This window comes from Mesorhizobium sp. M0590, assembly GCF_040320905.1.
GTDB lineage: Bacteria > Pseudomonadota > Alphaproteobacteria > Rhizobiales > Rhizobiaceae > Mesorhizobium.
This window is the reverse complement of sequence record NZ_JAMYQN010000011.1, coordinates 168,740-193,924: the sequence shown is the minus strand read 5'-3', so window position 1 is coordinate 193,924 and position 25,185 is coordinate 168,740. Positions and strand designations below refer to the sequence as shown.

Genomic DNA, 25,185 nt, shown 5'->3' with positions numbered 1-25,185 from the left:
TCGGAGGTACCCGAGCTGACCGGCGTGTCAGTTCCCCGCATTGCCGATTTCGAAACCGGCGAGAATCGGACGACGAAGACGCCGATCGCCGAGGCGACCATGCGGCGCTACCGTATGGCCTGTGCGGCAGTCACGCTCAGGCCGGCTTATGTTAGCCAGAGCGAACAGAACGTGATTCCGCAGGGATGGAAAACGCGTACAAGGCAGCGAAGGTGACTGTCATTATAGCCACCACAACGAAGACCCAGCCGCAAAGGTCCCACATTGAGGTAATCATGCTCTGAACGACCCTGCTGCGCGGCCAGGAAAGGAACAAGCGCGATCCGTAGCAAACGAGGGCGAGCACGAGTGTCATCACCAGCAGGTTTTTAGTTGTCCGCAGCTTGTAGGAGCCATCCCACGATTTTCCGATAAGAACGACCACAATCGAAAGGAACACGGAGAGAGCGAGTGCCGTATTGACGAGCGCGTGCGGTACGTCCGGGCGCAGGATAGCGGTGCCTTTGAATAGGTTAACCCATGGTTCTGCAAACGTCAGCGCGATGCTGGGCGTTATACTGAATATGAATTCAAAAGCCTTTTTCACTGCTCAGGCCCGAACATCGGCATAGGAATGGAACCAACAACGCGGTTATCAGAGGAGATAAACTCATAGAAAGCTGTAGCAGGAACCAAATTCGTATTAGAATTGAAAACCGTAAATACAATATTGCCTTTAGATCCGAGCGGTGTAATTTCCTTATTATAGTCGAAAAAAGCTTTATAATACGATTCTGGTGCTGTCACAAATATTGGCCGCACTCGGATAGCGTCAGGGTTTCCGTCGGGTCTGTCTTTGTATTTTTGCGCGCTGTACGTGAAGAAACTTTCGAACGCACCATCGATCGGGGAGATTCCGATCACCCCATTGATTTCAAGCATAGTCTCGCGGGGCTTGTCCGGATTGCTTGGAAAAAACACCCGCACCTGGTCACTGTAGCCGTCCTCCGGTATGCCGGGCTTGGCCAACTCAGGACCGCCCAAGGTGTTTGCTACAGTACACGGGTTGTCTTTGGCGTTTTCGTCTTCGTCAGCGGCCGAGCCTATGAACTGGGCCCCCGCGTAGTCACCGAGATTGCCATATTTGATGCAGCCGTTGACCGGCCTAGGATTGAGATCGTTGCTCATCCGCCGTTCGGTTGCCACATCATCTGAGGGTACATATGTGCCCGTTGGGCCGGCGACATGCCAAGTGACAAGTAGGTCGGAATCGCGATCAAAATTCCCAACACAGGACACGTATCGGCGCAGCTTGCCGCTTTCCTCGACCCACGAGTTGGTGACAAAATTGAAGTTGCCGACATGGTGCTCTTGTCGGGTTTCGCCTGTAGGGCAGTCTGCTGCATTAGACGGCGACGCAAATAAGACAAGCGACCCCAGTAGTAGAGCTAAGGTTGTATGTTGGATGATTTGCATTAATCCCCCCAAAATACTGAGTTCGCCAGCGAACTCCATCAGTCAACTCGAAGTGCGGAAGATATTCAAGGGATCGTTTGACGTCGCCCGTGTCTGGCATAGAACGACGGCATGACGAGCATTCTTGACCGATTCAGAAAACCAAATGTCCGACTATTCACCTCTCTCACATTCGCTCATAATGAAGTCGAGCGAATGTACCAAAACGTCAAATGCTGCAAGCCTAAGGATCTCTAGATGCCGCGGGGAAGCTCCCTCTCTAGCCTCACTCATCCGGTCCAACATCTGTTTCAGTACTTTGAAGCCATCCGGTGTCTGACAGTACAGTTTTCGATCAGGGAACTTCTGCTTAGCTGTCCTGTATTCATTCGAGGCCGACCATACCCTCTCACTGATAGCCGGAAAAGTGTATGAATTCGTTGAGAGCTTTATGAACATGCTTGAATCGGCTTCTTTGCCACGAAATATCAGAGCACGCGATCCGACCGCTGGATACATTCGCTCAAAGCCCTCGATCTGAGCGTCAATAAGTTTGTCGTATTCGCCTGTGGCCATGATCTTGGTCTGCTCGCCGATGAACTTGGCCGTTTTCTGCGCCTCCTCAGCCTGGCCCTTAGCGACGTCACGGTTTAGCTCAAACTCCCGCCTCGTTAGCTTCAGTTCCCTTCGCTGAAGGGCCAACTCTTGGGATTGGACCATGGTGGCAATAAATAGCCAAAGGAATGCGAGAGGCGCGAACATCCCGGCCATCGCGTTCGCGAATTCATTCAGCTGCAAGCCGGATTTGATTTGAACGAGGCTTTCTGGACCTGATCTGAGGATCACCCACCCTACAGCCCCGAAATAGATGGCCGTGAAGAAAAACCCGATCCGAACCCAGCTGAAAGCTTTACCCTCATCGCGGTCAACCACTTCCATTTAGCCCCACCACGGTCAGCTCTTTGCTGGCCCTTGCCCCGCCTCCTACTACGTATAGCACCTTGACATCATCGATGTCGAAACTCGTGTTTCGTGTAGTACTCTAGTTGAGAAACGTACAAATCAGGCAACGACATCGGCCAATGAGGGAGAGCGATAGCGCTTGAAGTCCTTGCTGATGAGAACGTTGTTCACTCGACCGCCGACGAGATCCAGCGACAGTTGCCGGTCATCGTGGCCGAGGCTTGCGGCCGTCATCGATGCGCACAACGATAAGTGCCAGGCCGATCGCTTCTAGCCACAGCCGCAGCGTCATCGGGCCATGCCGCCGCTCATCTTTTTGTTGAGCATCGGATTTTCCAAAAACCGGTACTCACTTTGGATCCGACCGACTGGCCGCCCTATAGCGCGTCGTCGTCAGCCTGACCCAACGTCGTCATAACTGCATCTCGATCGTCAGGTTGGCCGTGTCGCCAGCCCCGAGGCCTTCGCGGACCCGCACCGCGGTCTTGATCGGCAAGAGCAGGCTGCCGGATTTCTTGTCGGGAAACAGCGATGTCCGCCATCTGGTCTGGCCGATGACGGCTTCCACGCCGAGCGAGCCCCAGGGCCGTGCCAGCCCCGTCATCGCCGTCTTGATCCATGCTCCAGGCTCCGGCGGCAGCGTCACGAAATGCCAGCCGCCCTTGCCCGGATAGACCCAGATCTCGGCCTGCACGTCGCAGCGAAACATTCAATGCCCTTCCTCAGATCAAGGCCGTCACGACTGGCATTGCCATGGTGTCTTGCTGGCAATGATGACGATCGGCGAAACCATCCCTGACGTCCACAGCCCTGCAGGGAGGAGTCATTCTTCCCCGCAAAGAGGATGGCAGCGCCGCCGTTGCACTACCGCCTTATCACGATCGAAGCGCGCCGGACCTCCCAGCCTTCCCGTTCCAGTTCCGGCACGCTGTGTTCCTCCGAGGGATAGCCGACGCAGAAATAGCCGATCAGCGTCCACTCCGCCGGCACGTCCATGATCGTCGCCACCTCGGCCGGATCGAGGATCGAGACCCAGCCCATGCCTATTCCTTCGGCGCGCGCCGCCAGCCACATCGTGTGGACCGCCATGACAGCGGAATAGTCTATGGTGGCTGGCATGGTCAGGCGGCCGAGCCCATGCCCTTGCTCGGTTGCGCGGTCGGCGAAAACCGCAAGCTGGCAGGGCGCCTCATTCAGGCCGGCAAGCTTCAGGCGCGAATACAGGGCGGCGCGTTCACCGCAAAAGCTTTGGAGTGCCTCCGCGTTGCAGCGCTCGAAGCAGGCCCTGACGGCGGCGCGGCATGCTTCGCTCTCGGCGACGACGAAGCGCCAGGGCTGGCTCAGCCCGACGGACGGTGCGGCGCTGGCAAGCTCGAGCAGCCGCTCCAGCGCTCCATCGGGGAGCGGCGTCGGCTTGAATCGCCTGACGTCGCGCCGCCACAGGAAGAGGTTGGCGAGCGCAGCGCGAAAATCGGCCGGGAAATCTGGGTTTGCGATCATGGCGCGCTGCCTTTGTTGTGATTGCCCGGTTCGCCGGATGTTCGTCTTGTTTGCTTCGATCCAGGCGCTGATGAGGCGCTTCAAGCGACACTTCGTCTACCCGCATTGTCGCATTTCGCCGGCTGGCAACTTGCAGCTAAGGCCGGACGACGTCCCTGCCGGTAACGCCGTTGGACCTCGATCGGCAAAACAAAACCCGCCTCGGCAGGCCGGGCGGGCGTCGGTGCGAATCATCACCATATCGAGATTAGTAGCATAGCTGCCGGCACAAAGCAAGAACAAAATGTGCCGCCGCCGATGAAAACTGCCGATTTCAACTCTCAAGGCGGGAGATCGCTGCGGCCGCAACCGTGCGGCCGAGGCCGCCATGCAGATCGAGGCATCGTTCGAACCATTGCGCCACGACATCGCCGTCGTCGAGCAGCCGGTAGGGCGTGGCGATGCGCGCCCATTGCAGCGCGCCGAAAACGATGTAGTCGGCAAACAGCGGCGACGGGCCGCCGATGAAGGGCTGATAGCCAAGCATCGAGCGGAGCGGCTCCAGCGAGGCGCGGAAGCCGGCGAGCCCGGCGTCGCGGGTGGCGTAAACCGCCTCCAGGGGCTTGCCGAAGCGCTGCTCGCGGTTCTGCCGGAAATAGGCGGCGTTCGCCTCGTCCTGCATGGCGTGCAGGTCCAGTATCGCAGCGGTGGTGACGTAGGGATGGATGGTCAGCTGCGACCAGCGTTCGATGAAGCGCGCCGTCGCCTTGCCGCCGTCGCCGGAAAACAATGTCGGGCGCTCAGGATAGGCCTCCTCGAGATAGAGCGCGATAGCGAAGGAATCGGCGACCACCGTCTCGCCGTCGCGGATCACCGGAACGAGCTTCGAGACGCCGCCTTCCACCTTCGGCACTTCGAGGAAACGGGTCGGCTCGCTGGCGATGTCGAGCCCTTTGTGGGCCAGCGCCATCGCCGCCTTCCAGCAATGTGGGCTGAATGGGCGGGCGGCGTCGCGTCCGACAAGGTCATAGAGCAGAATGGTCATTGGCGGCAGCGTCCTTGCAGTCTAACTATGGCCGAAACAGACCCGCGCGAAACAGGGTCTCGCAGGTCGAGAGAAGAATGAAACAGCATTTCAGGATGTTTGCGGCCTACAATCAATGGGCTAACGGCCGCATCTACGATGCCGCCGCCGATCTCGATGAGGAAGAGTTCGACCGCAATATCGGCGTCTTCTTCGGTTCGATGATGGGAACGCTCAACCACCTCCTGGCAGCCGACCGTATCTGGATGAAACGCTTCACCGGCGAGGGCGACGCGCCGGCAAGGCTCGACACGATCCTGCACCGCGCCTTGTCAGGCTTGCGGCTGGCGCGCGAGGCCGAGGACAAACGGATCATCGACTGGGTCGACGGCCTGAGCGACAAGGCGCTGTCGGGCCGCTTCTCCTACATGACCGTCTCGGATATGCGCACCGTCTCGCAGCGGCTGGCGCCGGCGCTCGACCACTTCTTCAACCACCAGACCCACCACCGCGGCCAGGCGCATGCGATCCTGACCATTCTGGGCAAGCCAAGCCTCGGACTGGACCTGACGATGTTCCAGCGCAGCGAGGAGGGCAGGGCTTTCGCCTGAACCTGGGGCGGCTGGTGAAGCGGACGGTGGATAGAGGACGATCTGCCGAGATTGCAAAACGCGCCAAAACATTTTATGGAGCGCACGGTCGTGAGGGCGGCCGCTTCAGCAGCATTCAGCAGCAACAGCGAGAATTGGCACGCATGCCCAATGAACCCTTGCGCCTCGTGGCGTTCTTCGCCGTGGTCCTGGCGCTTCTCAACTCCGGTTATTATTTCCACCAGGGCGACATCGTCGCGACCATCTATTTCATGATCGGCGCCATTCTTGTGACTGCGGTGACCCGGATGAGTATCAGAAGGCAGCTGATTTAGGATCCGCCGGGCCAGCACTGGTGACCGGAATCCGGCCGGCCATGATGACGAAGAGTCTTGTCAGGCGGCGTAGCCGCCGGGGCCCCGGGCGACCGGCTTGACCGAGACTGCCGGCTGGGCGGCCGGCCAGAGGATACCTGCCGTCACGGCGAAGGTGATCAGGGCGTCGCGTGCCGCTTCGGCCGAGATATCGCCGGCACGTGCCGCCTCGCAGGCCTTTACCGCGGCGCCATAGCTCAGCCGGCGGCGCGAAGGCGGGAACTCGGTCAGGAATTCGTGCATCTCGGAGAACGAAGCGATCGTACGCTTGTAGCCGGCGCCAACAGTTAGGGCGACCGGGGTGGAAAACGTCCTGTCGTGCATTCTGGCCTCTCGAATGGGCGGAGGTCACGGCGGACGCCGTTCTCCGGTCTGGGGGTCGGGCAGAAACGCGGATCACGGCGCGAGGTTCCATGTTGCCGGGATTGTTTTTTCGCCGGCTCCGGGAGCGGTCGCCGGGCGAGCAGCGCCGACGTCGAGGCGGGTGCCTATTTCCACATGCCGCGCATGCGGGCGCCGAGGTCGACACGCACCTGCGGCTGGCGGCGCGGATCGTCTCTGGCCTGGACGCTGGCCCATGCCACCTGCTCGAAGGCGCCGAGGATAGAGCGCGGGATGAAGCGCGTGCGCGAGGCATAGACATGGCGGTCGCCGCGCGCCGCCTGGCCGTGGACGAAAAAGCGATGCGGCATGACCAGGTGCAGGCTGTCCTTGGCCCGCGTCATCGCCACGTAGAGCAGCCGCCGCTCCTCGTCGACGTCCTCCTTGCTGCCGACGCCGAGATCGATCGGGATGCAGCCGTCGACGGTGTTGAGCACGAAGACGTTCTTCCACTCCTGGCCCTTGGCCGAATGGATCGTCGACAGGATCAGATAATCCTCGTCGCGGTGCGGCGGGCCGGCTTCGTCGCTGGTCGCGTCCGGCGGATCGAGCGTCAGCTCGGTGAGGAAGCGCTCGCGCGAGCCATAGCCGGAAGCGATCTGCTCGAGCTGCAGGAGGTCGGCCCGGCGCGTCGTCGCATCCTCGTGGATGCGTTCCAGATGCGGCTCGTACCAGAGCCTGACCTGCTCGATGTCGGCCGGCCATTTTTTTGCGCCGGCGCGCAGGCCGCAATAGAGCGCGACAAAGCCCGGCCAGTCGTCGGCGGCCCGCTGCGGCGGCCGGTAGCGGGCAAGCCCCATCGTCTCGTCGAGCGACGTCGCCATGGTCTCGACGATCGCATTGGCGGCCGAGGGGCCGATGCCGGGCAGAAGTTGCAGCACGCGAAATCCGGCGACGCGGTCGCGCGGGTTTTCGGCAAAGCGCAGCACGGCCAGTACGTCCTTGACGTGGGCGGCATCGAGGAATTTCAGCCCGCCGAACTTGACGAAGGGGATGTTGCGGCGTGTCAGTTCGATCTCCAGCGGGCCGCTATGGTGCGAAGCGCGAAACAGCACGGCCTGCGCTTTGAGAACGGTGCCGGCCTCGCGTTCGGTGAGTATCGCCTGGCAGACATAGCTCGCCTGCTCGGTCTCGTCGCGCACGCTCACCAGCTTCGGCTTTTCCGCTGATTTGCGCTCGGTCCAGAGATTTTTGGTGAAACGTTCCGAAGCTTCGCCGATCACCGCATTGGCGGCCGCCAGGATGGTCTCGGTCGAGCGGTAGTTGCGCTCCAGCATGACGACCTCCGCCGGCTGCGCGAACTGCTTGGGAAAATCCAGGATATTGCGCACTTCCGCGGCGCGGAACGAATAGATCGACTGCGCGTCGTCGCCGACCACCGTCAGCCCCGATCCGTCGGGCTTGAGCGCCGTCAGGATCGATGCCTGCAGCCGGTTGGTGTCCTGGTACTCGTCGACCAGCACATGGTCGAAACGTGCACCCAGATGCGCGGCGATTTCCGGCTCGCCGGCCATCTGCGCCCAGTAGAGCAGCAGGTCGTCGTAATCGAGCACGTTCTGCCCCTGCTTGGCCTCGACATATCGGGCGAACAATTGCTTCAGCTGTTCGGCCCAGCCGGCGCACCACGGGAACACCGAACCCAGCACCTCGCCGAGCGGCGCCTGTGCGTTGACGGCGCGCGAATAGATCGCAAGGCAGGTGCCCTTGGTCGGGAAGCGGGCTTCGGTCTTCGAAAACCCAAGCTCGTGGCGGGCGAGGTTCATCAGGTCGGCGGAATCCTCGCGATCGTGGATGGTGAAGGCCGGATCGAGACCGATCTCCAGCGCATAATCGCGCAGCAGCCTGGCGCCGATGCCGTGGAACGTGCCGGCCCAGCTCAGCGCATCGGTGATCACTGAGGCATCGCGCCCCAGCACCTCGCCGGCGATGCGCTCGACCCGCTTGGCCATTTCCGCTGCGGCACGGCGCGAAAATGTCATCAAAAGGATGCGGCGCGGGTCGGCACCCCTGACGATCAGATGCGCGACCCGGTGCGCCAGCGTGTTGGTCTTGCCGGAGCCGGCGCCGGCAATGACCAGCAACGGTCCGGCGATCTTGCCGTCGCCATGTTCGACGGCAAGCCGCTGCTCGGCGTTGAGCTTCGCCAGATAGGCCGGCTGGAAGGACGAATCACGGGCGGCGAGGTTCATCGCCCATCAAGCATCGTTTCTGCTTTGTTCGCAACGGTTTGCGGAGCCGGAATAGGGCCCGTGAGCGAAGAAGCCTTGCGGGCAGGCCTGTCGACTAACGCTCGGGCTCGACGCCCATCCTTGCCGATTGCCGCCGCAGCGCCTCGCGATCGTCCTGCGGCGGTGGCAACAGCAGCGGATCAAAATCGTCGGGCACCTCGTCGATCACTTTCTTGGCGACGCGATAGGCAACATAGACGATTGCCCCGGCGATGAGCAGACGGATCATGCCTTCCTCCATTGATTGTGGAGCAACCGGAGACGCGGCATTTTGTTCCCAGGCCCCTTGGCGAATGCAGGAACGACACCGGCCGCGCAACCAAATCGCCGACGCCTCGTTGTCGGGCGAGAGGAGACTGCGATGAAAAAGCGCTCAATCCTGCTGCTTATGGCAGCTCTGACTGTTGCGGGTTGCGACAACAATATCCAGCCGACCAAGGCCCCTGGCGACACGGTCGATCAGAACCCGCAGGTCGACAAGAATCCGGTGCCGAAGTCGACGACCGGCGGCGATCAGCCCGGCACGCCGCCGAAACAATGACCGCCTCAAATGGCGTCGGCGCCGGTCAAGGAAGGTGGCCGGCGCCGCTTGGGAGGAAGCTGATGGCGCCGGCCAGGCGGAGATCAGGCCCGCCGCACATCCAAGGATAGCCGAGTCTTTCCGCAGCGTCATGGTCGATAGCGTACAGACGGCACGCCCCTGTGGACAAACCTGCCGGCCACAGCAGCATTTGTTCATCACATAGTTCGTTCTTCCCAAGGAACAAACCGGGCTCCTGCGTGTTTGGATGTCGATCGGACGCTCCCAAGGCCGCCGTTCACGAAAGAGCCCGCTCTCCTTGTCCCCCCTCAGGATAGCGGGTTCTTTTTGCGTTTTGCGGGAAGTCGCGGCGCGGCGGGCTGACTTGCTTGCCGGTTTTCGCGCCTTATGCGGCGAACCGGGGCTCAAGCCCTTGCGAAGCATGGTTGTCCCGTGCAAAAGCCCGGCCATGCTGATCATCAACGACCTTTCGCTCCGCATGGCCGGACGCCTGCTTCTCGACCATGCCTCACTGACCTTGCCGGCCGGCAGCAAGGCTGGCCTTGTCGGCCGCAACGGCACCGGCAAGACGACCTTGTTCAAGGCGATCACCGGCGATCTCGCCTCCGAAACCGGCTCGATCAGCCTGCCCAAGAACACGCGCATCGGTCAGGTGGCGCAGGAAGCGCCGGGCACCGAGGAGCCGCTGATCGAGATCGTGCTCAAGGCCGATCTTGAACGGAGTGCGCTGCTCGAAGAGGAAAAGACGGCGACCGATCCGCACCGCATCGCCGACATCCACATGCGGCTGGCCGATATCGATGCGCACTCGGCCGAGTCACGCGCGGCCACCATTCTCGCCGGCCTCGGCTTCGACGATGCCGCGCAGCGGCGCCCGGCCTCGTCCTTCTCCGGTGGCTGGCGCATGCGCGTCGCGCTGGCCGCCGTGTTGTTTGCCGAGCCCGATCTGCTGCTGCTCGACGAGCCGACCAATTATCTCGATCTCGAAGGCACGCTGTGGCTGGAAAACTACGTGTCGAAATACCCGCACACCGTGCTGCTGATTTCGCACGATCGCGACCTGCTCAACCGCGCCGTCAACTCGATCGTCCATCTCGACCAGAAGAAGCTGACCTTCTGGCGCGGCGGCTACGACCAGTTCGAGCGCCAATACACCGAGCAGCGCGAATTGCAGGAGAAGGGCCGCGTCAAGCAGGAAGCAGCGCGCAAGCACATGGAATCCTTCGTCGAGCGCTTCCGCGCCAAGGCGTCGAAGGCGAGGCAGGCGCAGTCGCGCATCAAGGCGCTGGAGAAGATGAAGCCGATCGCCGCGATCGTGAACGACACGGTGCGGCCGTTCTCCTTTCCGGAGTCGGTGAAGTCGGTGGCCTCGCCGATCATTGCGCTGAACAACGTCAACGTCGGCTACACCGAGGGCGAGCCGATCCTGAAGAAGATGACGCTGCGCATCGATGCCGACGACCGCATCGCGCTGCTCGGCGCCAACGGCAACGGCAAGTCGACTTTCGCCAAGCTTTTGGCCAGCCGGCTGAAGCCGGAGACCGGCAGCATGACGGTGGCGCCCGGGCTCAAGGTAGCAATCTTCGCCCAGCACCAGCTCGACGACCTCAGGCCGGACGAAAACGCCTATGAGCATGTCCGCCGGCTGATGCCGGAAGCGCCGGAATCGAAGGTGCGCGGTCGCGTCGCCCAGTTCGGCCTGACCACCGAAAAGATGAACACCGCAGCCAAGGACCTGTCCGGCGGCGAGAAGGCGCGGCTGCTGATGGGACTGTCGGCCTTCGAGGGGCCGAACCTGTTCATCCTCGACGAGCCGACCAACCATCTTGATATCGACAGCCGTGAATCGCTGATCCATGCGCTGAACGATTTTCCCGGCGCGGTCATCCTGATCTCGCACGACCGCCATCTGCTCGAAGCGACCGCCGACCGGTTGTGGCTGGTCAAGGACAGCGCGGTTAATCCGTATGACGGCGATCTCGAGGATTACAAGACGCTGGTTACCGGCGTCTCCGGCGACCGCCGCGGCAAGCGCGAGGCGGACAAAGCGTCGAAGGCCGACCGCCGCCGCGATGCGGCCGCGCGCCGCGCCGCCTTCGAGCCGCTGGCCAAGGAAATCCGCGCCACCGAAGCGCTGATGGACCGCCTCCGCAAGCGCATCGACCTGATCGAGGACGAACTCGCCAACCCGGCCGTCTACGAGAAGGACCCCTCGACCGCGACAAGGCTGGCCAAGGAGCGCTCACAACTTGCGCAACAGCTGGCCGGCCATGAGGAAAAATGGCTGTCCATGTCGGCGGAGTACGAGGAAGGCACGGCGGAGTAGGAAGAGCGCAATCTCCCCCCTCGCGGGGGAGATGCCCGAAATGCCGCGCCTACGACGCGTTGCTCAAGCGTGTCGCGGTCATGTGGCCGGGTACGTTCCCGGATACCCAAATGGTTCGCGGTAGGAGGTGAATGAGATGCTTGAAGGTCGGGAGTGGCGCAAAAAAGATGGAGCGTCAGACGAAGCGATCGAGAAACTCAGGGACGTGGGGCCTTTGGTCCTGCCTGAAAGCTATGTTGCCCTTCTCTCTTTCAGCAACGGTGGTGAGGGCCCCCTGCCAGTCCAGCCGCTATGGCTTGCCTTGCACGCTGCGGAAGAGGTGATCGAAATAGAGCAACAGGGGACATTCAAGGAGTTCTTTCCGGGTTTTTTCGTTATCGGCAGCAACGGGGGCGGCGAGGCGATTGCGTTCGATCTACGCACAGTGGGGCTTTATCCGCTCGTTGCGTTTGACATGACAAATATCGATCTTGTCGAAAGCGTTTGGCCCATTGCGCCGGACTTTGATGCATTCTTGGACTTGATCGGCCTTTCCGACGAATAGCCCAGAGGGGGATGTAGGCCCGCCCATCTGGCCCTACACGCCGCTATCACAACCGGCTAGTTTGCTCCCATGAATCAGCACGCCAAGCTCAAAATCGGCCATTCGGCCTGTCCGCATGATTGCCCTTCGACCTGCGCGCTCGAGGTCGAACTGCTCGACGAAAAGCGCATCGGCCGTGTCCATGGCGCCAAATCCAACAGCTACACGGCCGGCGTCATCTGCGCCAAGGTCGCCCGCTATGCCGACCGCGTCCATCATCCCGACCGCCTGCTGAAGCCGCTGGTCCGGGCCGGCGCCAAGGGCGACGGCGCCTGGAAGGAATCCAGCTGGGAGGCGGCGCTCGATCTGGTCGCTGAAAAATTCATCGCGGCGGAGGCAAAATATGGCTCGGAGACGGTCTGGCCCTATTACTATGCCGGCACGATGGGTCTGGTGCAGCGCGACGGCATCGAGCGGCTCAGGCACGCCAAAAAATATTCCGGCTTCTTCGGTTCGATCTGCACCAATCTGGCCTGGACCGGCTGGATGATGGGCGCCGGCGCGCTGCGCGGCCCCGACCCGCGCGAAATGGCGAAGTCCGACTGCGTGGTGATCTGGGGCACCAACGCCGTGGTCACGCAGGTCAACGTCATGACCCACGCCATCAAGGCGCGCAAGGAACGCGGCGCCAAGATCGTCGTCATCGACGTCTACGAAAATGCAACGATGAAGCAGGCCGATCTCGGCCTGGTGCTGAAGCCCGGCACCGACGGCGCGCTGGCCTGCGCGGTGATGCACGTGCTGTTCCGTGACGACATGGCCGACCGCGCCTATCTGGAACAATACACCGACGATCCGCACGGTCTGGAAGCGCATCTCAAGACGCGGACGCCGCAATGGGCGGCAGACATCACCGGGCTTTCCGTCGACGAAATCGAGACCTTCGCCCGGCTCGTCGGCACGACGAAGAAGACTTACTTCCGCCTCGGCTACGGCTTTTCGCGGCAGCGCAACGGTTCGGTCAACATGCATGCCGCGGCCTCGATCGCTGCGGTTACCGGCTGCTGGCAATATGAGGGCGGCGGCGCCTTCCATTCCAATTCGGGCATCTTCAAGCTCAACCAGGAACTGCTCGAAGGCACACGGATGCGCGATCCCTCGATCCGTCATCTCGATCATTCGCGCATCGGCCCGGTGCTGACCGGGGCTGAGGATGCGCTCTATGGCGGCCCGCCGGTGACGGCGCTGCTGATCCAGAACACCAATCCGGTGAATGTCGCGCCGGAGCAGCGGCTGGTGAAGCAAGGTTTTCTGCGCGACGATCTGTTTTCCTGCGTGCACGAGCAGTTCATGACCGACACCGCCAAGCTCGCCGATGTGGTGCTGCCGGCGACGATGTTTCTCGAGCATGACGACGTCTACAAGGGTGGCGGCAACCAGCACATCACGCTGGGGCCGAAGCTGATCGAGCCGCCGGAAGGCCCGCGCACCAACCATTTCGTTGTCGAGGAGTTGGGCAAGCGCCTCGGCGTTGCCAACATGCCGGGCTTCGGCCTGACAGAACAGCAGCACATCGACATCATCCTGGGCAAGCGCGGGCTGGGCAGTTTCGACAGTCTGAAGGAAGACAAATGGGTCGACCTGCAGCCGGATTTCGAGGCCGCGCATTTCATCACTGGCTTCGGCCATGCCGACAAGAAGTTCCATTTCCGCGCCAACTGGACCGGGCAGGCAGCGCCCAACCGGCCGCCGAAAAGCATGGGCCTCTTCGGGCCTGTGCAGCGGCTGCCGGAATTTCCCGATCACGTCGACCTGATCGAGGTGGCGGACGCGGCGCACCCGTTCCGGCTGACCACCTCGCCGGCGCGCAATTTCCTCAATTCGACCTTTGCCGAAACGCCGGTATCGCAGGCAAAAGAGCGCCGGCCGGAGCTGCTCTTGCATCCCGATGATGCGGCGGCACTCGGCGTCGCCGACGGCGGCCGTGTCGAAGTCGGCAACCAGCGTGGCGAAGTGGTGCTGCACGCAAAACTGTTCGACGGCATCAAGCGCGGCGTGGTCGTCGCCGAAGGCATCTGGCCGAACAGCGCCCATGAGCGCGGCGAGGGCATCAACGTGCTGACCGGCGCCGATGCGCCGGCGCCCTATGGCGGCGCCGCCTTCCACGACAACAAGGTCTGGCTGCGCCCGGCGGATTGAGCGTCGGAACGATATCTCCATCCGGCCGTTTTCGCGTGGCGGGTGGAGGCATTGTCATGGCAGAAGTGTTGCCGGCGCCGGATCCCATCGGAAGGACACTGTCGTCCGGCGAACTCGTAACCACGATGTCCCACTTTCATCGCGCCGAGATTGCGCGCATGGCTGGGTGGCGCGACCGCCTGGACCGGACGAGCAACTGGGCGTTAACCGTTGTCGCAGCCATGCTGTCCGTTTCGCTTTCGACAGCCAGCGCTCACCATGGCGTGCTGCTGTTTGCCATGCTGCTTGTTCTGCTGCTGCTGTGGATAGAGGCCCGCCGATATCGCTTCTTCGACTTCTATCGGGCTCGCGTGCGCCAGTTCGAACGGCACTATTTCGCGCAGATATTCTCGCCGCAGCCGGACTTCGCGTCCGATTGGCTGTTGATCGTCGGCGAGAGCCTGCGCGCGCCGAAATTCCTGATTTCGCAACGCGTGGCTTTGGCGCGCCGCCTGCGTCGCAATTACATTTACATGCTGCTGATTCTGCTGCTGGCCTGGATCCTCAAACTGTCGACCCCCAGTCTTCTGGCCGAAGGCGTCCGCATCGGCTTCGTCGGGTCGATGCGTGAGGCCGTCACCAGTGCTGCCCTGGGTCCCGTTCCTGGTGGCGCCATCGTCGTGCTGGTCGCCGTCCTCTATGCAGGCCTGCTGGTGACAGCCTTTCTGACAGAGAGCGACGACGGCGAACTCTCCTTCGGTGACGTCCACGTCTAGCAACGCAACGCCCTGTCGCGCGTTGTTGGACACGTGCATTGGGCGATGGGGGTTTCATGGCTTGGCAGGCTCCGACACGTTCCAGCCTGACACTGCTGGTTTGCGCTTTCGTCCCCGCGGGCGCGGCCTGGGCAGCGGAGACGCTCGTTGCCGGTACCCGGGCCTCCGGCATGGGTGGTTCGGGCGAAGGCGCTTTCGTCGCCGAGATCGTGCTTCTGCTGCTTGTTGGGCGCGGCCTGGGCGAAGTGCTGCAGCGTTATGGCCAGCCGGCAATCATGGGCCAACTGATCGGCGGCATCCTGCTCGGTCCTTCGCTGTTCGGCTGGCTGTGGCCGTCGGCCCAGCACCTGATCTTTCCCAGTGATCCTGCGCAAAAGGGCATGATCGACGCCGTCTCGCAGCTCGGCATCCTGATGCTGCTTTTGCTGACCGGCATGGAGACCGACCTGCGGCTGGTGCGCCGGGTTGGCGCGGCCTGTTTTTCCATTTCGGCGACCGGCGTCGTGGTGCCCTTCATCTTCGGTTTCGCGCTGGCGCAATTCCTGCCGGACGCATTGCTGGCTGACCCGACGCAGCGCACCGTCGCCGGGCTGTTCCTGGGCACCGCGCTGTCGATCTCGTCGGTCAAGGTCGTCGCCATGGTGGTGCGCGAGATGAACTTCATGCGCCGCAACCTCGGACAGGTGATTATTTCCTCGGCAATCATCGAGGACACGATCGGCTGGCTGGTCATCGCCGTAACCTTCGGCATCGCCACCAATGGCAAGCTACAGTTCGCGCCGCTGGTGACCACCATCGCCGCGGTGGCACTGTTCATGGTGTTCTCCTTCACCATTGGCCGCCGTCTTGTCTTCACCTTGATCCGCTGGACCAACGATCAATTCCGCAGCGAGTTTGCGGTGATCACCATGATCCTCATCATCATGGGAGCGATGGCGCTGATCACCAATTTGATAGGCGTCCATACCGTGCTGGGGGCGTTCGTCGCCGGCATCCTGGTCGGGGAATCGCCCATCCTCTCCAGCCATATCGAAGGCCAGCTTCGCGGCGTCATCACCGCGCTGTTCATGCCGATCTTCTTCGGCATGGCGGGGCTTTCCGCCGATCTCACAGTTCTTGCCGATCCGACGCTTGCCATGCTGACGGGCGCTCTCGTGGTCATCGCCAGCATCGGCAAGTTTGGCGGCGCCTTCATCGGCGCCAAGCTCGCCGCCATGTCGTTCAAGGAAGCAATCGCCGTCGGCAGTGCCATGAACGCGCGCGGCTCGACCGAGGTGATCGTCGCCAGCATCGGCCTGTCGATGAACATCCTGTCGCACAATCTCTTCACCATGATCGTCACCATGGCCGTGATCACCACCTTGGCCATGCCGCCGATGCTGCGCTGGGCGCTCGGCCGGCTGCCGGTTGGGCACGACGAGCAGCAGCGTGTCGAGCGCGAGGCGTTGGACGAATACGGCTTCATTTCCAGGCTGGAGCGGCTGCTGGTGCTGGTCGACGACAGCAGGATCGGCAAGTTCACTGCATATCTCGCCGGACTGGTCGGCGGAGGCAGCGGCATGCCCACCACCTTGCTTCGCCTGCCCACCACCTTGCTTCAGCCGAAAGACGGCCGAGTTGACAGGCCGACCGACAGCAAGGGACAGGAGCGCGCCCTGCAGGAAATCAAGAAGGGTGCAAAAAAGAGCGCCCGGGCGGTGAAACGGATCGAAGATACGCTTGTCGACAAAGTCCACCTGACGGCCCGCACCGAATTGGAGGCCACGGGTGAGACGATCGCCGAAGAGGCCCGCAAGGGATACGGCCTGTTGCTGGTCGGCCTGGACAATGTGCTGACCGCCGATGGCGCCTTCGCGCCGGCCCTCAACGACATTGCCGCAGGATTTGACGGCCCGCTTTGCCTGGTCCTGAACGGCGGCAATGCTGGCGAAAAGATGCCGACGCTGAGGGCCGGCACCAGCATTCTCGTCCCCGTCAACGGTACCCAGGTGGCGCGTCGCGCCGCCGACTTGGCGCTGGCGCTGGCCCGTCCAAACCGGGCGCGGGTCAAGATACTTTACGTCTCGCAAAAGGCAGCCAAGGGCCGCAGGTCGACATCGGTGTCGCATAGCCGCGAAGAGGCCGTCCTGAAAGACATCGCCGACCTGGCGGGCCGCTACGGCCTGCATATCGACACAGCGTTCCATACCCGCGTCACACCCGACAAGGCGATCACCCGGGAGGCGGCCAAAGGCGCGGCGATCGTTGTAATGGGCGTCACCCAACGTCCGGGTGAGGACCTGTTCTTCGGTGAAACCGCCGGCGCTGTTTTAGCCGCCTGCAACTGCCCCGTCGTGCTTCTGGCCAGCGCGCGGCCCAAGCACGACGCCGCTGGCGCTGAGCTGGCAGCGTGAATTTCACGGCGCATTGATCCGTCGGCAGGAATGTCGATCGAGCCTCTGAAAGCGCTGATCAGCCAAACGTAAAAGAACTCGAAACGAACGGTTTGGTTCTGTTGACAGAGAGTACAGGAAAGGGTGAACGCCGGCTCAAAGAATGTTCGCGCGGCAAATCACCACTGACCCATAACTAGTTGAAAAGAAATAAGAACATTGTGGCGCAAGGAGCTGCATGTCGAATTTCAAGCGGCCAATTTGGCGCACCCGTACAAAATTTTCGTGATTGGAAACGACAGGCTTGCCGACCCATCTCGGGGTGGTCCGAGCGACGCGAATTCCTCCCGAGGCACGCCACTTGACGGACAGACTAAAGAACTACCGGAGTACCCGAAATGACCAAGCTCGCTCTTACCGCCGCCGCCATCCTCGTTGCCACCGGCACTGCTTTTGCCGGCAGCGACCATTATGGCTCGGACAACGTCAACCAGCCGGCCGCTGCTGCTGCTGCCAACGTCGACAACACCTTCACCGGTTCGATCCGCAAGCCAGTTACTTCCGAGCGTACCGGTGCCAAGATAACCTCCGAGTCGGTGGCGCCTGAATCCGGCCAAGGCATCTGGGGCCGCTGATTATCACGGCCCGCAACACAAAGAGCGGCGGGCTTGGCCCGCTACTCTTGCTTTCGCGTATCAACGGGCGTGTGCGCCGAATAGCATCCTGCGCCAATCGAATACGTTGATCTGCAGGTTTCATCTGTAGCCACAATCTCGGTTGCTGAAATCGTCCAGCAACGTGCACATCGGAAAAAGCCGGGTGCGTATTCGTCGGCGCGGACAGCGCTCTCATCTCGAATGCGTCGAAAGCAACGACAACTCACGAATGACCAGTACACTGGAGTACCTGAAATGACCAAGATTGCTCTTACCGTCGCCACCATCGTCCTCGTCGCCACGGGCAGCGCCTTTGCAGGCAGTGATCACTATGGTTCGGACGGCGTCAACCAGCCGGCCGCGCCTGTTGGCAACGCGCCTGTCGGCACCATCGACAGCGGGTTTACCGGTTCCATCCGCAAGCCGCTGACGGCCGAGCACAACGCCGTCGACACCGAGGCGACGACCCGGTTCGGCACTGATCAACCCGTAGTGCCCCAATCTGGCCGGGGCAACTGGGGCCGATAGTTCCTCAAACCCCGGAGCACGAAGAGCGGCGGGCTTGGCCCGCCGCTTTTGTTTGTGCGAAGCCGGGTTTGGCCGAAAGGTCGGCGATCCCCCGGCCTGTCAGGCAGTCCCTAGCGAAGATCCTTCGGCCAAATGCAGTGCGTCAGCCGGGCGCTGCCGAAGGTGAGACCGGCCCAATCGCCATCGACGTCGAACCGAGCCAGGGCCGCGGTCGGGAATTTTTCCGCCAGTTTTTTCAGCGCCGCTTCATCAGATCCAGCCCCGGCAAGACCGCGCGCGAACTCCTCCAACCCGGGATTGTGGCCAAGCACCAGCAGCGTTCCGGTCCCCGCCTTCACTTGCCGCACCTTGGCGAGGATGTCCGCCGCTGCTGCCTCGTAAAGCGCCTGGGCAGATTTGGCCTGCACCTTCGCCGGCAATTCCGCCGAGACCAGCCGCCATGTGTCGCGGGTGCGCAGTGCCGGCGACACCAGCGCCAACTCCGGCAGCCAGCCGCGCCGGGCCAGTTCGCGCCCGACCAGTGGTGCTGCCTTCAGCCCGCGCGCGGACAGCGGCCGGTCGAAGTCGATGAGGTCGGGATCGTCCCAACTCGACTTGGCGTGACGCAGGAGCAGCAGTTGCTTCATGGATTCAATTCAAGTCCAAGAGATGTCCGGCTGAAAGTCTTTCCCATAGCCGCCGCCATGTTTTGTGCCCATGGCGGTATCAAAACTCGCCCAAAGCGCACCAAAGATGAACAGGCCTACATGCCGTTCATCTTTATCCCATCTGACCAAAATGTCTGCTTCAGTGATGGCCCAATCGCCCGATCGAAGGTGAATTGCACCGACGACGGGACCTACTCGTCCGTCCTCGATCCGACAGAGATAAAAATATGCCGTGGCACTTTTCGGATCGTCCGCCTCGTCGTACTCGAAGACGCCGGCGAGATCACGCTTTGTCCGGATCGCGCTGTCGAAAACGTCCATTGATCTATTCTGTCATTCCCCGGCGATTTATTGGCCGTTTCTGCGGACCCTCACGGCGTGATCCGCGCCAGGTGCTCGAGATCGGTCTCTTCGCGCAGCGGGTCGGGCGCGATCACCACCGACGTGGCGTTGTCGGCATCGTCGGCGAAGCGCGAAAACACCGTGCGGCCGCCTTCCATCCGCGCCTTGCCTTCGGCGACTAGGCCCAGCGCCAGCGGATAGAGCTGGTGCTCGGCCTTGAGCACGCGCGCGGCCAGCGTATCCTCATTGTCGCCGACCATCACCGGCACGGCGGCCTGGGCGATGATCGGCCCGTCATCCATGTCGAGCGTGACGAAATGCACCGTGCAGCCATGGATGCGCATGCCTGCGCGCAGCGCCCGCGCATGCGTATCCAGCCCCTTGAAGGCAGGCAGCAGGGCAGGGTGGATATTGATCATGCGGCCCTGCCACTTCTCTACGAAGCGCGCGCCGAGGATGCGCATATAGCCGGCCAGCGCGACGATCTCGGCGCCGAACGACAAGAGGGCCGCATCGATCGCCTCGTCATGCGCTTGCTTGCTGGCATAGTCGGAGCGCGAAATCACTCTGGTGGCGATGCCGCGCGCCGCGGCGATGCCAAGGCCGGCGGCATTGGCGCGGTCGGAGATGACGCCGACGATCTCGGCCGGATAGGCCGGGTTGCTCGCCGCCGCAACCAGCGCCGTCATGTTGGAGCCGCGCCCCGAGATCAGTACGACCGTCCGTTTCCTGGTCATAGGCCAATCGAGCCCCGATAGATGACGCCGGCATCGCGGCGCGGCACGATCTGGCCGATCGGCGTCACCGTCTCGCCGGCCTCCTGCAGAACGGCAGCGACCTGCGCCGCCTGGCCGGAGGCGACGACCAGGATCATGCCGATGCCGCAATTGAAGGTCCGCATCATCTCTTCCGGCGCGACGCCGCCGGTCTTGGCCAGCCACGAAAACACCGGCGGCACCTCGATGGCGCCGAGATCGAGCTCGGCCGAAAAATCCTTGGGCAGAACGCGCGGGATATTTTCGGGAAAGCCGCCGCCGGTGATATGGGCTAGCGCCTTGATGCCATGCGTGTTGCGGATCGCCTTGAGGATCGACTTGACGTAGATGCGCGTCGGCTCGAGCAGCGCCTCGGCCAGCGTCGCCTCGTCATTGAACGGCGCCGGATCGCCCCAGCCAAGGCCGCTTACGGCGACGATGCGGCGGACCAGCGAAAAGCCGTTCGAATGCAGGCCCGACGAGGCGAGGCCGAGCAGCACGTCGCCTTCGACGATGTCGTCGGTCGGCAGCAGCTGGCCGCGTTCGGCGGCACCGACGGCAAAGCCGGCAAGGTCGTAATCCTTGTCGTGATACATGCCGGGCATTTCCGCCGTCTCGCCGCCGATCAGCGCGCAGCCGGCCTGCCGGCAGCCGGCAGCGATACCGCCGACGATCGAAGCACCCTGGTCGGGATCGAGCTTGCCGGTGGCGAAATAGTCGAGGAAGAACAGCGGCTCGGCGCCTTGCACGACGATGTCGTTGACGCACATGGCGACGAGGTCGATGCCGATCGTATCGTGCTTGCCGGCATCGATGGCGATCTTCAGCTTGGTGCCGACGCCGTCATTGGCGGCCACCAGCACCGGATCGGTGAAGCCGGCGGCCTTGAGGTCGAACAGGCCGCCGAAGCCGCCGATCTCGCCATCGGCGCCCGGCCGGCGGGTGGCGCGCACCAGCGGCTTGATCTTCTCGACCATGAGGTTGCCGGCATCGATGTCGACGCCCGCTTCGGCATAGGTGAGCCCGTTCTTGCGCTTGCTCATTTCCGGCGCCTGCTCATCTGTTGCGCTTGCCTGTCGCTGGTTTCATTCGCTTGCGGGCTCTTCGCATGAACGGTTTTGCCCCGCAAGGCAAGCGCGTGATGATGGTGTTTCAGTTGGATAACGGCGGAACCGGGCGTGATACACTCCAACAGTAAAAAGAAATCCCTGCCAGAATTGCGGCGAGGCCTCCGACGGTGGCAAGAGACCTGATCTCACCGTCGAAGGGCAGGGTCCCATACGAGAAGCCGGCGGCGATCAAAGCCGCCGCGGCAGTCCACAGACCTGGCTTTGCAGCGACTGACCTTGAGAAAACGAACGCGACGACAGCGGCGGTCAGCCAGAGGGGCCAAGAGACGACCACGCCTACGGCCAGATAAAGAGCGAAGGTCGAAAGAAGATCCTGCGCTGCCACGTTGCGGTGCGAGGCTCCGAAAAATGCGAAGACCAAAAGACTTTCCGTCAGTCCGGCCAGATAACAAAGCGTTACTCGCCAAGCGATTGTGATTCTCTGCGCCATCGTCATTCAGCAGTGGGGAAATAGGCTGTCGCTTCACGGGCTCTTCGCATGAACGGCCGCACCTCGCAAGGATGACGGCGGGATCAGACGGTCTTGGCTCGACAAAGGAGTGGACAGTCGCCCAAGCTGCCCCCCTTATGGACGCCCCTCTCGTTCCGCCAGAACCATGTCGACGCGGTCGAGTTGTGCCTTGGCGTAGCCGCTCAGCGCTATTCCGCCATTGTTCGTTCGAATCCAGTGCACAGCCTGCTTAACCCGCTCGTAGTGCCCAAGTTCGATTTCGCAGGCAATCAGCGCGAGGATTCGAACTGCGAAGGGCTGTGTGAATTCGTAAGGTTTGTCGAGCAACTCGCTATGTCCGGCGACGTAACTGGCGAGGTCCGGGTTCTGAGCCCTGATCCTTCGCGCCAGCTCGACATATTTCCCCAGCAACCTATCTATGCTCGTCTGGTCAAGGTGCTCGAAGTAACGAGCATAAGCTTTCAGCTCATTGTTAAATATCGTTTCAGGATGAAACTGCGACAGTCCGGGCCAGATCCATTTTTTGCCGTACAGCCTTTCAAGCAACGGCCTGACGGTAAGAAAGTCCAGGTAAACGAGCATGTTCAAATGAACATCGCCATGGCTTGCAGTAAAGGCCTCTTCGAGAATCAGGCTGATATCGTCGCTCCGGTCGACTTCGAAGACGCCTTTCCGGATGCGGCGAAAGCCATGTCCCGTCATGAACGTATCGAGATACTTACGCGCTTCGCCAACGGCCAAAGACAAGGTTCCACTCCCTCTCTGTTGCGCATCGTGCCTTGCTAGCGGCCTATTAGTCCATCCACAGCGCGCCTTGTTTCCTAACGGCCAAAGGAAAGCGCGCTTCGGGCTCGCTTCCATTTGGTTAGTTCAACGCTGGCTATTCTTCACGCCCCTCTGCGTTGATTGCAAATTGCGCGGCGAAAGCCCGGATATAAGCCGGCCGAGCTTCCCCGCGCGCTACATAGGCAGCCAAGTTTTGATATTCGTCCAAAATGCCTGACATTCTTAGTCGCAGCAGCACCGATACCATCAATAAATCGCCTGCGCTGAACGTATCATCGAGCCAGTCGGCGACGCCCAAGTGGGCCGAGAGTTTGTCCAGCCGAGCGCGAACACGGTCCTTTACCAACGGCAAGCGCTCCTCGCTCCAAGGCTTGTCACGTTCGAATATTCTTGCCGTCGTTAATTCGAGGATCGGCGGCTCGACGGTGTTAAGTGCGGCAAACATCCACGTGATCGCACGCGCGCGGGCATTGCGATCCTTCGGCAGCAATCCCGCATGCTGCTCAGCAAGATGAAAGACGATCGAGCCGGTCTCGAACAGCGAGAGAGAACCTTCCTCATAGGTGGGGATCTGGCCGAAGGGATGGATGGCCAGATGTTCAGGCGCCTTCATCTCTGCGAAGGAAACAAGACGAACCTCATACGGCTGCCCCACTTCTTCGAGCGCCCAGCGAACGCGCGTATCACGCGCCAGTCCCTTGCCGCCATCGGGCGATCGTTCAAATGCTGTGATAGTGATTGTCATCGCGTCCGTTTCCTTGCTGGGCAAATTTCCTCGGCTTCCTATCGTGAGACGAATGAGCCTCCCCGAAATCGACATCGGTCTTGACCTATTTCATTGCTGGCGCCCTCGTGGGGAGATTGGCAGCTTCTGTGTCGCTTCTCACTTGCCGTAACCCTCCATCTCCATCATGTATCGACAAACAAGAGCGACGGGATATGCGTTTGACCATCCCCAACATGATCACGATCATGCGCTTCGTGCTGGTGCCGGCCGTGGTGCTGGCCATGCTGCAGGAACGCTGGGACTGGGCGTTTGCCGGCTTCCTCATTGCCGGCATTTCCGACGGGGTCGACGGCTTCATCGCCCGCCATTTCAACCAGTTTTCCAGGCTCGGCGCCTATCTTGATCCGATGGCCGACAAGCTGCTGCTGGTCTCGGTTTTCGTGGTCCTGGGCTTCAGCGGCGAACTGCCGCTGTGGCTGGTCGTTACCATGGTGTCGCGCGACGCACTGATCGTCTGCGCCGTGCTTTTATCCACCGTCATGGCACATCCGGTCGAGATGAAGCCGCTTCTGGTGTCGAAGGCCAACACCGCGATCCAGATCGTGCTGGCGGCAGTGGTGTTGGGCGAACTCGCCTTCGACATCCGTCTCGATCCGCTGAGACCGGCCCTCATATTGCTGTCCGGGGTCTTGACCGTGGCTTCGGCCGCGGCCTATCTCGTGGCTTGGCTGAGGCATATGAGCGGCTATGGCGAAGGCTCCACACCCGGCACCTGAACGCGGGGCACCTGACCACCGGGCACCTGACGAACGGTCCATCGACGCCGAGGCCGAAGCCGCGGCAGCGGAGGCTGCGGCATCGGCGTCGTTTCGCCGGCAGATCCGCTTCTGGCTGGTCAGCGCCATCATCCTCGCCGTCTTCCTCTATGTCTTCAGCGGCATCCTTCTGCCGTTCGTCGCCGGCATGGTGCTCGCCTATTTCCTCGATCCTGTGGCCGACCGGCTGGAGCGGCTCGGCCTGTCCAGGCTGATGGCAACGGTGGTCATCCTCATCGCCTTCATCGTCGTCCTGGTGCTGGCCGTCGTCATCCTGGTTCCGGTGCTCGCCTCGCAGATGGCTGATTTCGCCAGCAAGCTGCCGGACTATCTGACCCGGCTGCAGGGCCTGATCACCAGCTTCGACCCGAAATGGCTGGAAGAGAAATTCGGCGTCGACGCCAACGGCCTGCGCGAAGGCCTGAACTCGCTGCTGACCTCCGGCTTCGGCCTCCTGACCACCGTCTTCACCTCGATCTGGAGCTCCGGCGTGGCGCTGGTCTCGGTGGTCAGCCTGTTCGTGGTAACGCCGGTCGTCGCCTTCTACATGCTGCTCGACTGGGACCGCATGGTGGCAATCGTCGACAGCTGGGTGCCGCGCGATTACGTCAAGACCGTCAGGACGATCGCCAGGGACATCAACACGGCGACCGCCGGCTTCGTGCGCGGCCAGGGCACGCTGTGCCTGGTGCTCGGCGCCATGTATGCCACCGGCCTGACACTGACGGGCCTGAATTTCGGCATCCTCATCGGTCTGTTCGCCGGGCTGATCTCCTTCATCCCCTATGTCGGCTCGCTGACCGGCCTGGTGCTGGCCGTCGGCGTCGCCTTCGTCCAGTTCTGGCCAGACTGGACCATGATCGCGGCGGTGGCCGGTGTGTTCTTCGTCGGCCAGTTCATCGAGGGCAACATCCTGCAGCCCAGGCTGGTCGGCAAAAGCGTTGGCCTGCATCCGGTATGGCTGATGTTTGCGCTGTTTGCCTTCGGCGCGCTGTTCGGCTTCGTCGGCCTGCTGATTGCCGTGCCGGCTTCCGCCGCCGTTGCCGTTCTGGTGCGTTTCGCCATCGCCCGCTATCTGGAATCGCCGCTCTACAAGGGCCATGCCGACGAGCCGGTGCCGCCGCTGCAGGTGCGGCGCCGCGGGGGCGCGCGCGGTTGA

At 62.0% G+C, this 25,185-nt stretch carries 29 protein-coding genes; 12 read left to right on the top strand and 17 right to left on the bottom strand.

Features of this window, described 5'->3' with window-relative positions:
* Positions 1–151: 151 nt before the first annotated feature.
* The 7 genes from NKI52_RS19850 to NKI52_RS19820 all read right to left on the bottom strand — a co-directional run bounded on the left by NKI52_RS19850 (position 152) and on the right by NKI52_RS19820 (position 4,921).
* Complete coding sequence (locus NKI52_RS19850) at positions 152–586, bottom strand: hypothetical protein (protein WP_352594399.1); 435 nt, start codon at positions 584–586, stop codon at positions 152–154.
* Entirely contained in the window at positions 583–1,494 is a 912-nt protein-coding gene (locus NKI52_RS19845; RefSeq protein ID WP_352622378.1) for a hypothetical protein, read from the bottom strand. Before NKI52_RS19845 ends, NKI52_RS19850 begins: the two co-directional genes overlap by 4 nt.
* Before the next feature lie 114 nt (positions 1,495–1,608).
* Positions 1,609–2,373: a hypothetical protein gene (locus tag NKI52_RS19840; RefSeq protein WP_352699179.1), complete on the bottom strand. Its 765-nt coding sequence runs from the start codon at positions 2,371–2,373 to the stop codon at positions 1,609–1,611.
* A 123-nt stretch (positions 2,374–2,496) separates the two neighbouring features.
* A complete protein-coding gene (locus NKI52_RS19835; RefSeq protein WP_352594402.1) occupies positions 2,497–2,631 on the bottom strand; it encodes a hypothetical protein in 135 nt (44 codons plus the stop codon).
* A 178-nt stretch (positions 2,632–2,809) separates the two neighbouring features.
* Entirely contained in the window at positions 2,810–3,106 is a 297-nt protein-coding gene (locus NKI52_RS19830; RefSeq protein WP_023677668.1) for a DUF1905 domain-containing protein, read from the bottom strand.
* Between the two features lie 155 nt (positions 3,107–3,261).
* Positions 3,262–3,897 carry a 5,6-dimethylbenzimidazole synthase gene (gene bluB, locus NKI52_RS19825; RefSeq protein ID WP_352622375.1) on the bottom strand — a complete coding sequence of 212 codons (636 nt, stop codon included), beginning with the start codon at positions 3,895–3,897 and terminating at the stop codon, positions 3,262–3,264.
* A 313-nt stretch (positions 3,898–4,210) separates the two neighbouring features.
* Entirely contained in the window at positions 4,211–4,921 is a 711-nt protein-coding gene (locus NKI52_RS19820) for a glutathione S-transferase family protein (RefSeq protein ID WP_352622373.1), read from the bottom strand.
* Between the two features lie 77 nt (positions 4,922–4,998).
* On the opposite strand from NKI52_RS19820, the gene NKI52_RS19815 reads away from it, so the two are divergent.
* Both NKI52_RS19815 and NKI52_RS19810 read left to right on the top strand, forming a co-directional pair.
* Entirely contained in the window at positions 4,999–5,511 is a 513-nt protein-coding gene (locus tag NKI52_RS19815) for a DinB family protein (protein WP_352622371.1), read from the top strand.
* Positions 5,512–5,525: 14 nt separating this feature from the next.
* Positions 5,526–5,825: a hypothetical protein gene (locus NKI52_RS19810; RefSeq protein ID WP_156937369.1), complete on the top strand. Its 300-nt coding sequence runs from the start codon at positions 5,526–5,528 to the stop codon at positions 5,823–5,825.
* A 60-nt stretch (positions 5,826–5,885) separates the two neighbouring features.
* On the opposite strand, the gene NKI52_RS19805 is transcribed toward NKI52_RS19810, so the two are convergent.
* From NKI52_RS19805 to NKI52_RS19795, 3 genes are all read right to left on the bottom strand, one after another.
* Complete coding sequence (locus NKI52_RS19805; protein ID WP_352699177.1) at positions 5,886–6,188, bottom strand: DUF982 domain-containing protein; 303 nt, start codon at positions 6,186–6,188, stop codon at positions 5,886–5,888.
* A 164-nt stretch (positions 6,189–6,352) separates the two neighbouring features.
* The gene (locus NKI52_RS19800; RefSeq protein ID WP_352569709.1) at positions 6,353–8,434 is read right to left on the bottom strand and encodes an ATP-dependent helicase; all 2,082 of its coding nucleotides are present in this window, start codon (positions 8,432–8,434) and stop codon (positions 6,353–6,355) included.
* A gap of 94 nt (positions 8,435–8,528) precedes the next feature.
* Complete coding sequence (locus NKI52_RS19795; protein ID WP_023677660.1) at positions 8,529–8,702, bottom strand: hypothetical protein; 174 nt, start codon at positions 8,700–8,702, stop codon at positions 8,529–8,531.
* A gap of 132 nt (positions 8,703–8,834) precedes the next feature.
* Here NKI52_RS19795 and NKI52_RS19790 point away from each other — a divergent pair, with 132 nt between their 5' ends.
* The 8 genes from NKI52_RS19790 (at position 8,835) to NKI52_RS19755 (ending at position 18,373) form a co-directional block, all read left to right on the top strand.
* A complete protein-coding gene (locus NKI52_RS19790) occupies positions 8,835–9,014 on the top strand; it encodes a hypothetical protein (protein WP_023677659.1) in 180 nt (59 codons plus the stop codon).
* A gap of 448 nt (positions 9,015–9,462) precedes the next feature.
* A complete protein-coding gene (locus NKI52_RS19785; protein ID WP_352569711.1) occupies positions 9,463–11,340 on the top strand; it encodes an ABC-F family ATP-binding cassette domain-containing protein in 1,878 nt (625 codons plus the stop codon).
* Positions 11,341–11,476: 136 nt separating this feature from the next.
* Entirely contained in the window at positions 11,477–11,884 is a 408-nt protein-coding gene (locus NKI52_RS19780) for an SMI1/KNR4 family protein (RefSeq protein WP_352594409.1), read from the top strand.
* 69 nt (positions 11,885–11,953) lie between these two features.
* Complete coding sequence (locus tag NKI52_RS19775) at positions 11,954–14,062, top strand: molybdopterin-containing oxidoreductase family protein (RefSeq protein ID WP_352699174.1); 2,109 nt, start codon at positions 11,954–11,956, stop codon at positions 14,060–14,062.
* Positions 14,063–14,118: 56 nt separating this feature from the next.
* Positions 14,119–14,817, top strand: coding sequence for a DUF2270 domain-containing protein (locus NKI52_RS19770; RefSeq protein ID WP_352699172.1), 699 nt, complete (start codon positions 14,119–14,121; stop codon positions 14,815–14,817).
* Positions 14,818–14,987: 170 nt separating this feature from the next.
* Positions 14,988–17,210, top strand: a complete 2,223-nt coding sequence (locus tag NKI52_RS19765; RefSeq protein WP_502896684.1) for a cation:proton antiporter domain-containing protein — start codon at positions 14,988–14,990, stop codon at positions 17,208–17,210.
* A gap of 377 nt (positions 17,211–17,587) precedes the next feature.
* On the top strand, positions 17,588–17,824 hold the full coding sequence (locus tag NKI52_RS19760; RefSeq protein ID WP_352452970.1) for a DUF680 domain-containing protein: 237 nt from the start codon (positions 17,588–17,590) through the stop codon (positions 17,822–17,824).
* A 276-nt stretch (positions 17,825–18,100) separates the two neighbouring features.
* On the top strand, positions 18,101–18,373 hold the full coding sequence (locus NKI52_RS19755; protein ID WP_352452971.1) for a DUF680 domain-containing protein: 273 nt from the start codon (positions 18,101–18,103) through the stop codon (positions 18,371–18,373).
* Positions 18,374–18,483: 110 nt separating this feature from the next.
* Here NKI52_RS19755 and NKI52_RS19750 read toward each other — a convergent pair whose 3' ends face one another.
* The 7 genes from NKI52_RS19750 to NKI52_RS19720 form a co-directional block, all read right to left on the bottom strand.
* Complete coding sequence (locus NKI52_RS19750) at positions 18,484–18,999, bottom strand: SixA phosphatase family protein (RefSeq protein WP_352569716.1); 516 nt, start codon at positions 18,997–18,999, stop codon at positions 18,484–18,486.
* Positions 19,000–19,008: 9 nt separating this feature from the next.
* Positions 19,009–19,341 carry a hypothetical protein gene (locus NKI52_RS19745; RefSeq protein WP_352569718.1) on the bottom strand — a complete coding sequence of 111 codons (333 nt, stop codon included), beginning with the start codon at positions 19,339–19,341 and terminating at the stop codon, positions 19,009–19,011.
* A 50-nt stretch (positions 19,342–19,391) separates the two neighbouring features.
* Positions 19,392–20,099, bottom strand: a complete 708-nt coding sequence (gene purN / locus NKI52_RS19740; protein WP_352457663.1) for a phosphoribosylglycinamide formyltransferase — start codon at positions 20,097–20,099, stop codon at positions 19,392–19,394.
* Positions 20,096–21,160, bottom strand: a complete 1,065-nt coding sequence (gene purM / locus NKI52_RS19735; protein WP_352472623.1) for a phosphoribosylformylglycinamidine cyclo-ligase — start codon at positions 21,158–21,160, stop codon at positions 20,096–20,098. Before purM ends, purN begins: the two co-directional genes overlap by 4 nt.
* A gap of 109 nt (positions 21,161–21,269) precedes the next feature.
* Positions 21,270–21,677, bottom strand: coding sequence for a hypothetical protein (locus NKI52_RS19730; protein ID WP_352569719.1), 408 nt, complete (start codon positions 21,675–21,677; stop codon positions 21,270–21,272).
* Between the two features lie 135 nt (positions 21,678–21,812).
* Complete coding sequence (locus NKI52_RS19725; protein ID WP_352594417.1) at positions 21,813–22,445, bottom strand: hypothetical protein; 633 nt, start codon at positions 22,443–22,445, stop codon at positions 21,813–21,815.
* 133 nt (positions 22,446–22,578) lie between these two features.
* The gene (locus NKI52_RS19720; protein ID WP_352699167.1) at positions 22,579–23,229 is read right to left on the bottom strand and encodes a glutathione S-transferase family protein; all 651 of its coding nucleotides are present in this window, start codon (positions 23,227–23,229) and stop codon (positions 22,579–22,581) included.
* A gap of 200 nt (positions 23,230–23,429) precedes the next feature.
* Between NKI52_RS19720 and NKI52_RS19715 the strand changes: the two genes are divergently transcribed.
* Both NKI52_RS19715 and NKI52_RS19710 read left to right on the top strand, forming a co-directional pair.
* Complete coding sequence (locus tag NKI52_RS19715) at positions 23,430–23,987, top strand: CDP-alcohol phosphatidyltransferase family protein (protein ID WP_023677645.1); 558 nt, start codon at positions 23,430–23,432, stop codon at positions 23,985–23,987.
* Positions 23,959–25,185 carry an AI-2E family transporter gene (locus tag NKI52_RS19710; protein WP_031212006.1) on the top strand — a complete coding sequence of 409 codons (1,227 nt, stop codon included), beginning with the start codon at positions 23,959–23,961 and terminating at the stop codon, positions 25,183–25,185. The genes NKI52_RS19715 and NKI52_RS19710 overlap by 29 nt, the downstream gene beginning before the upstream one ends.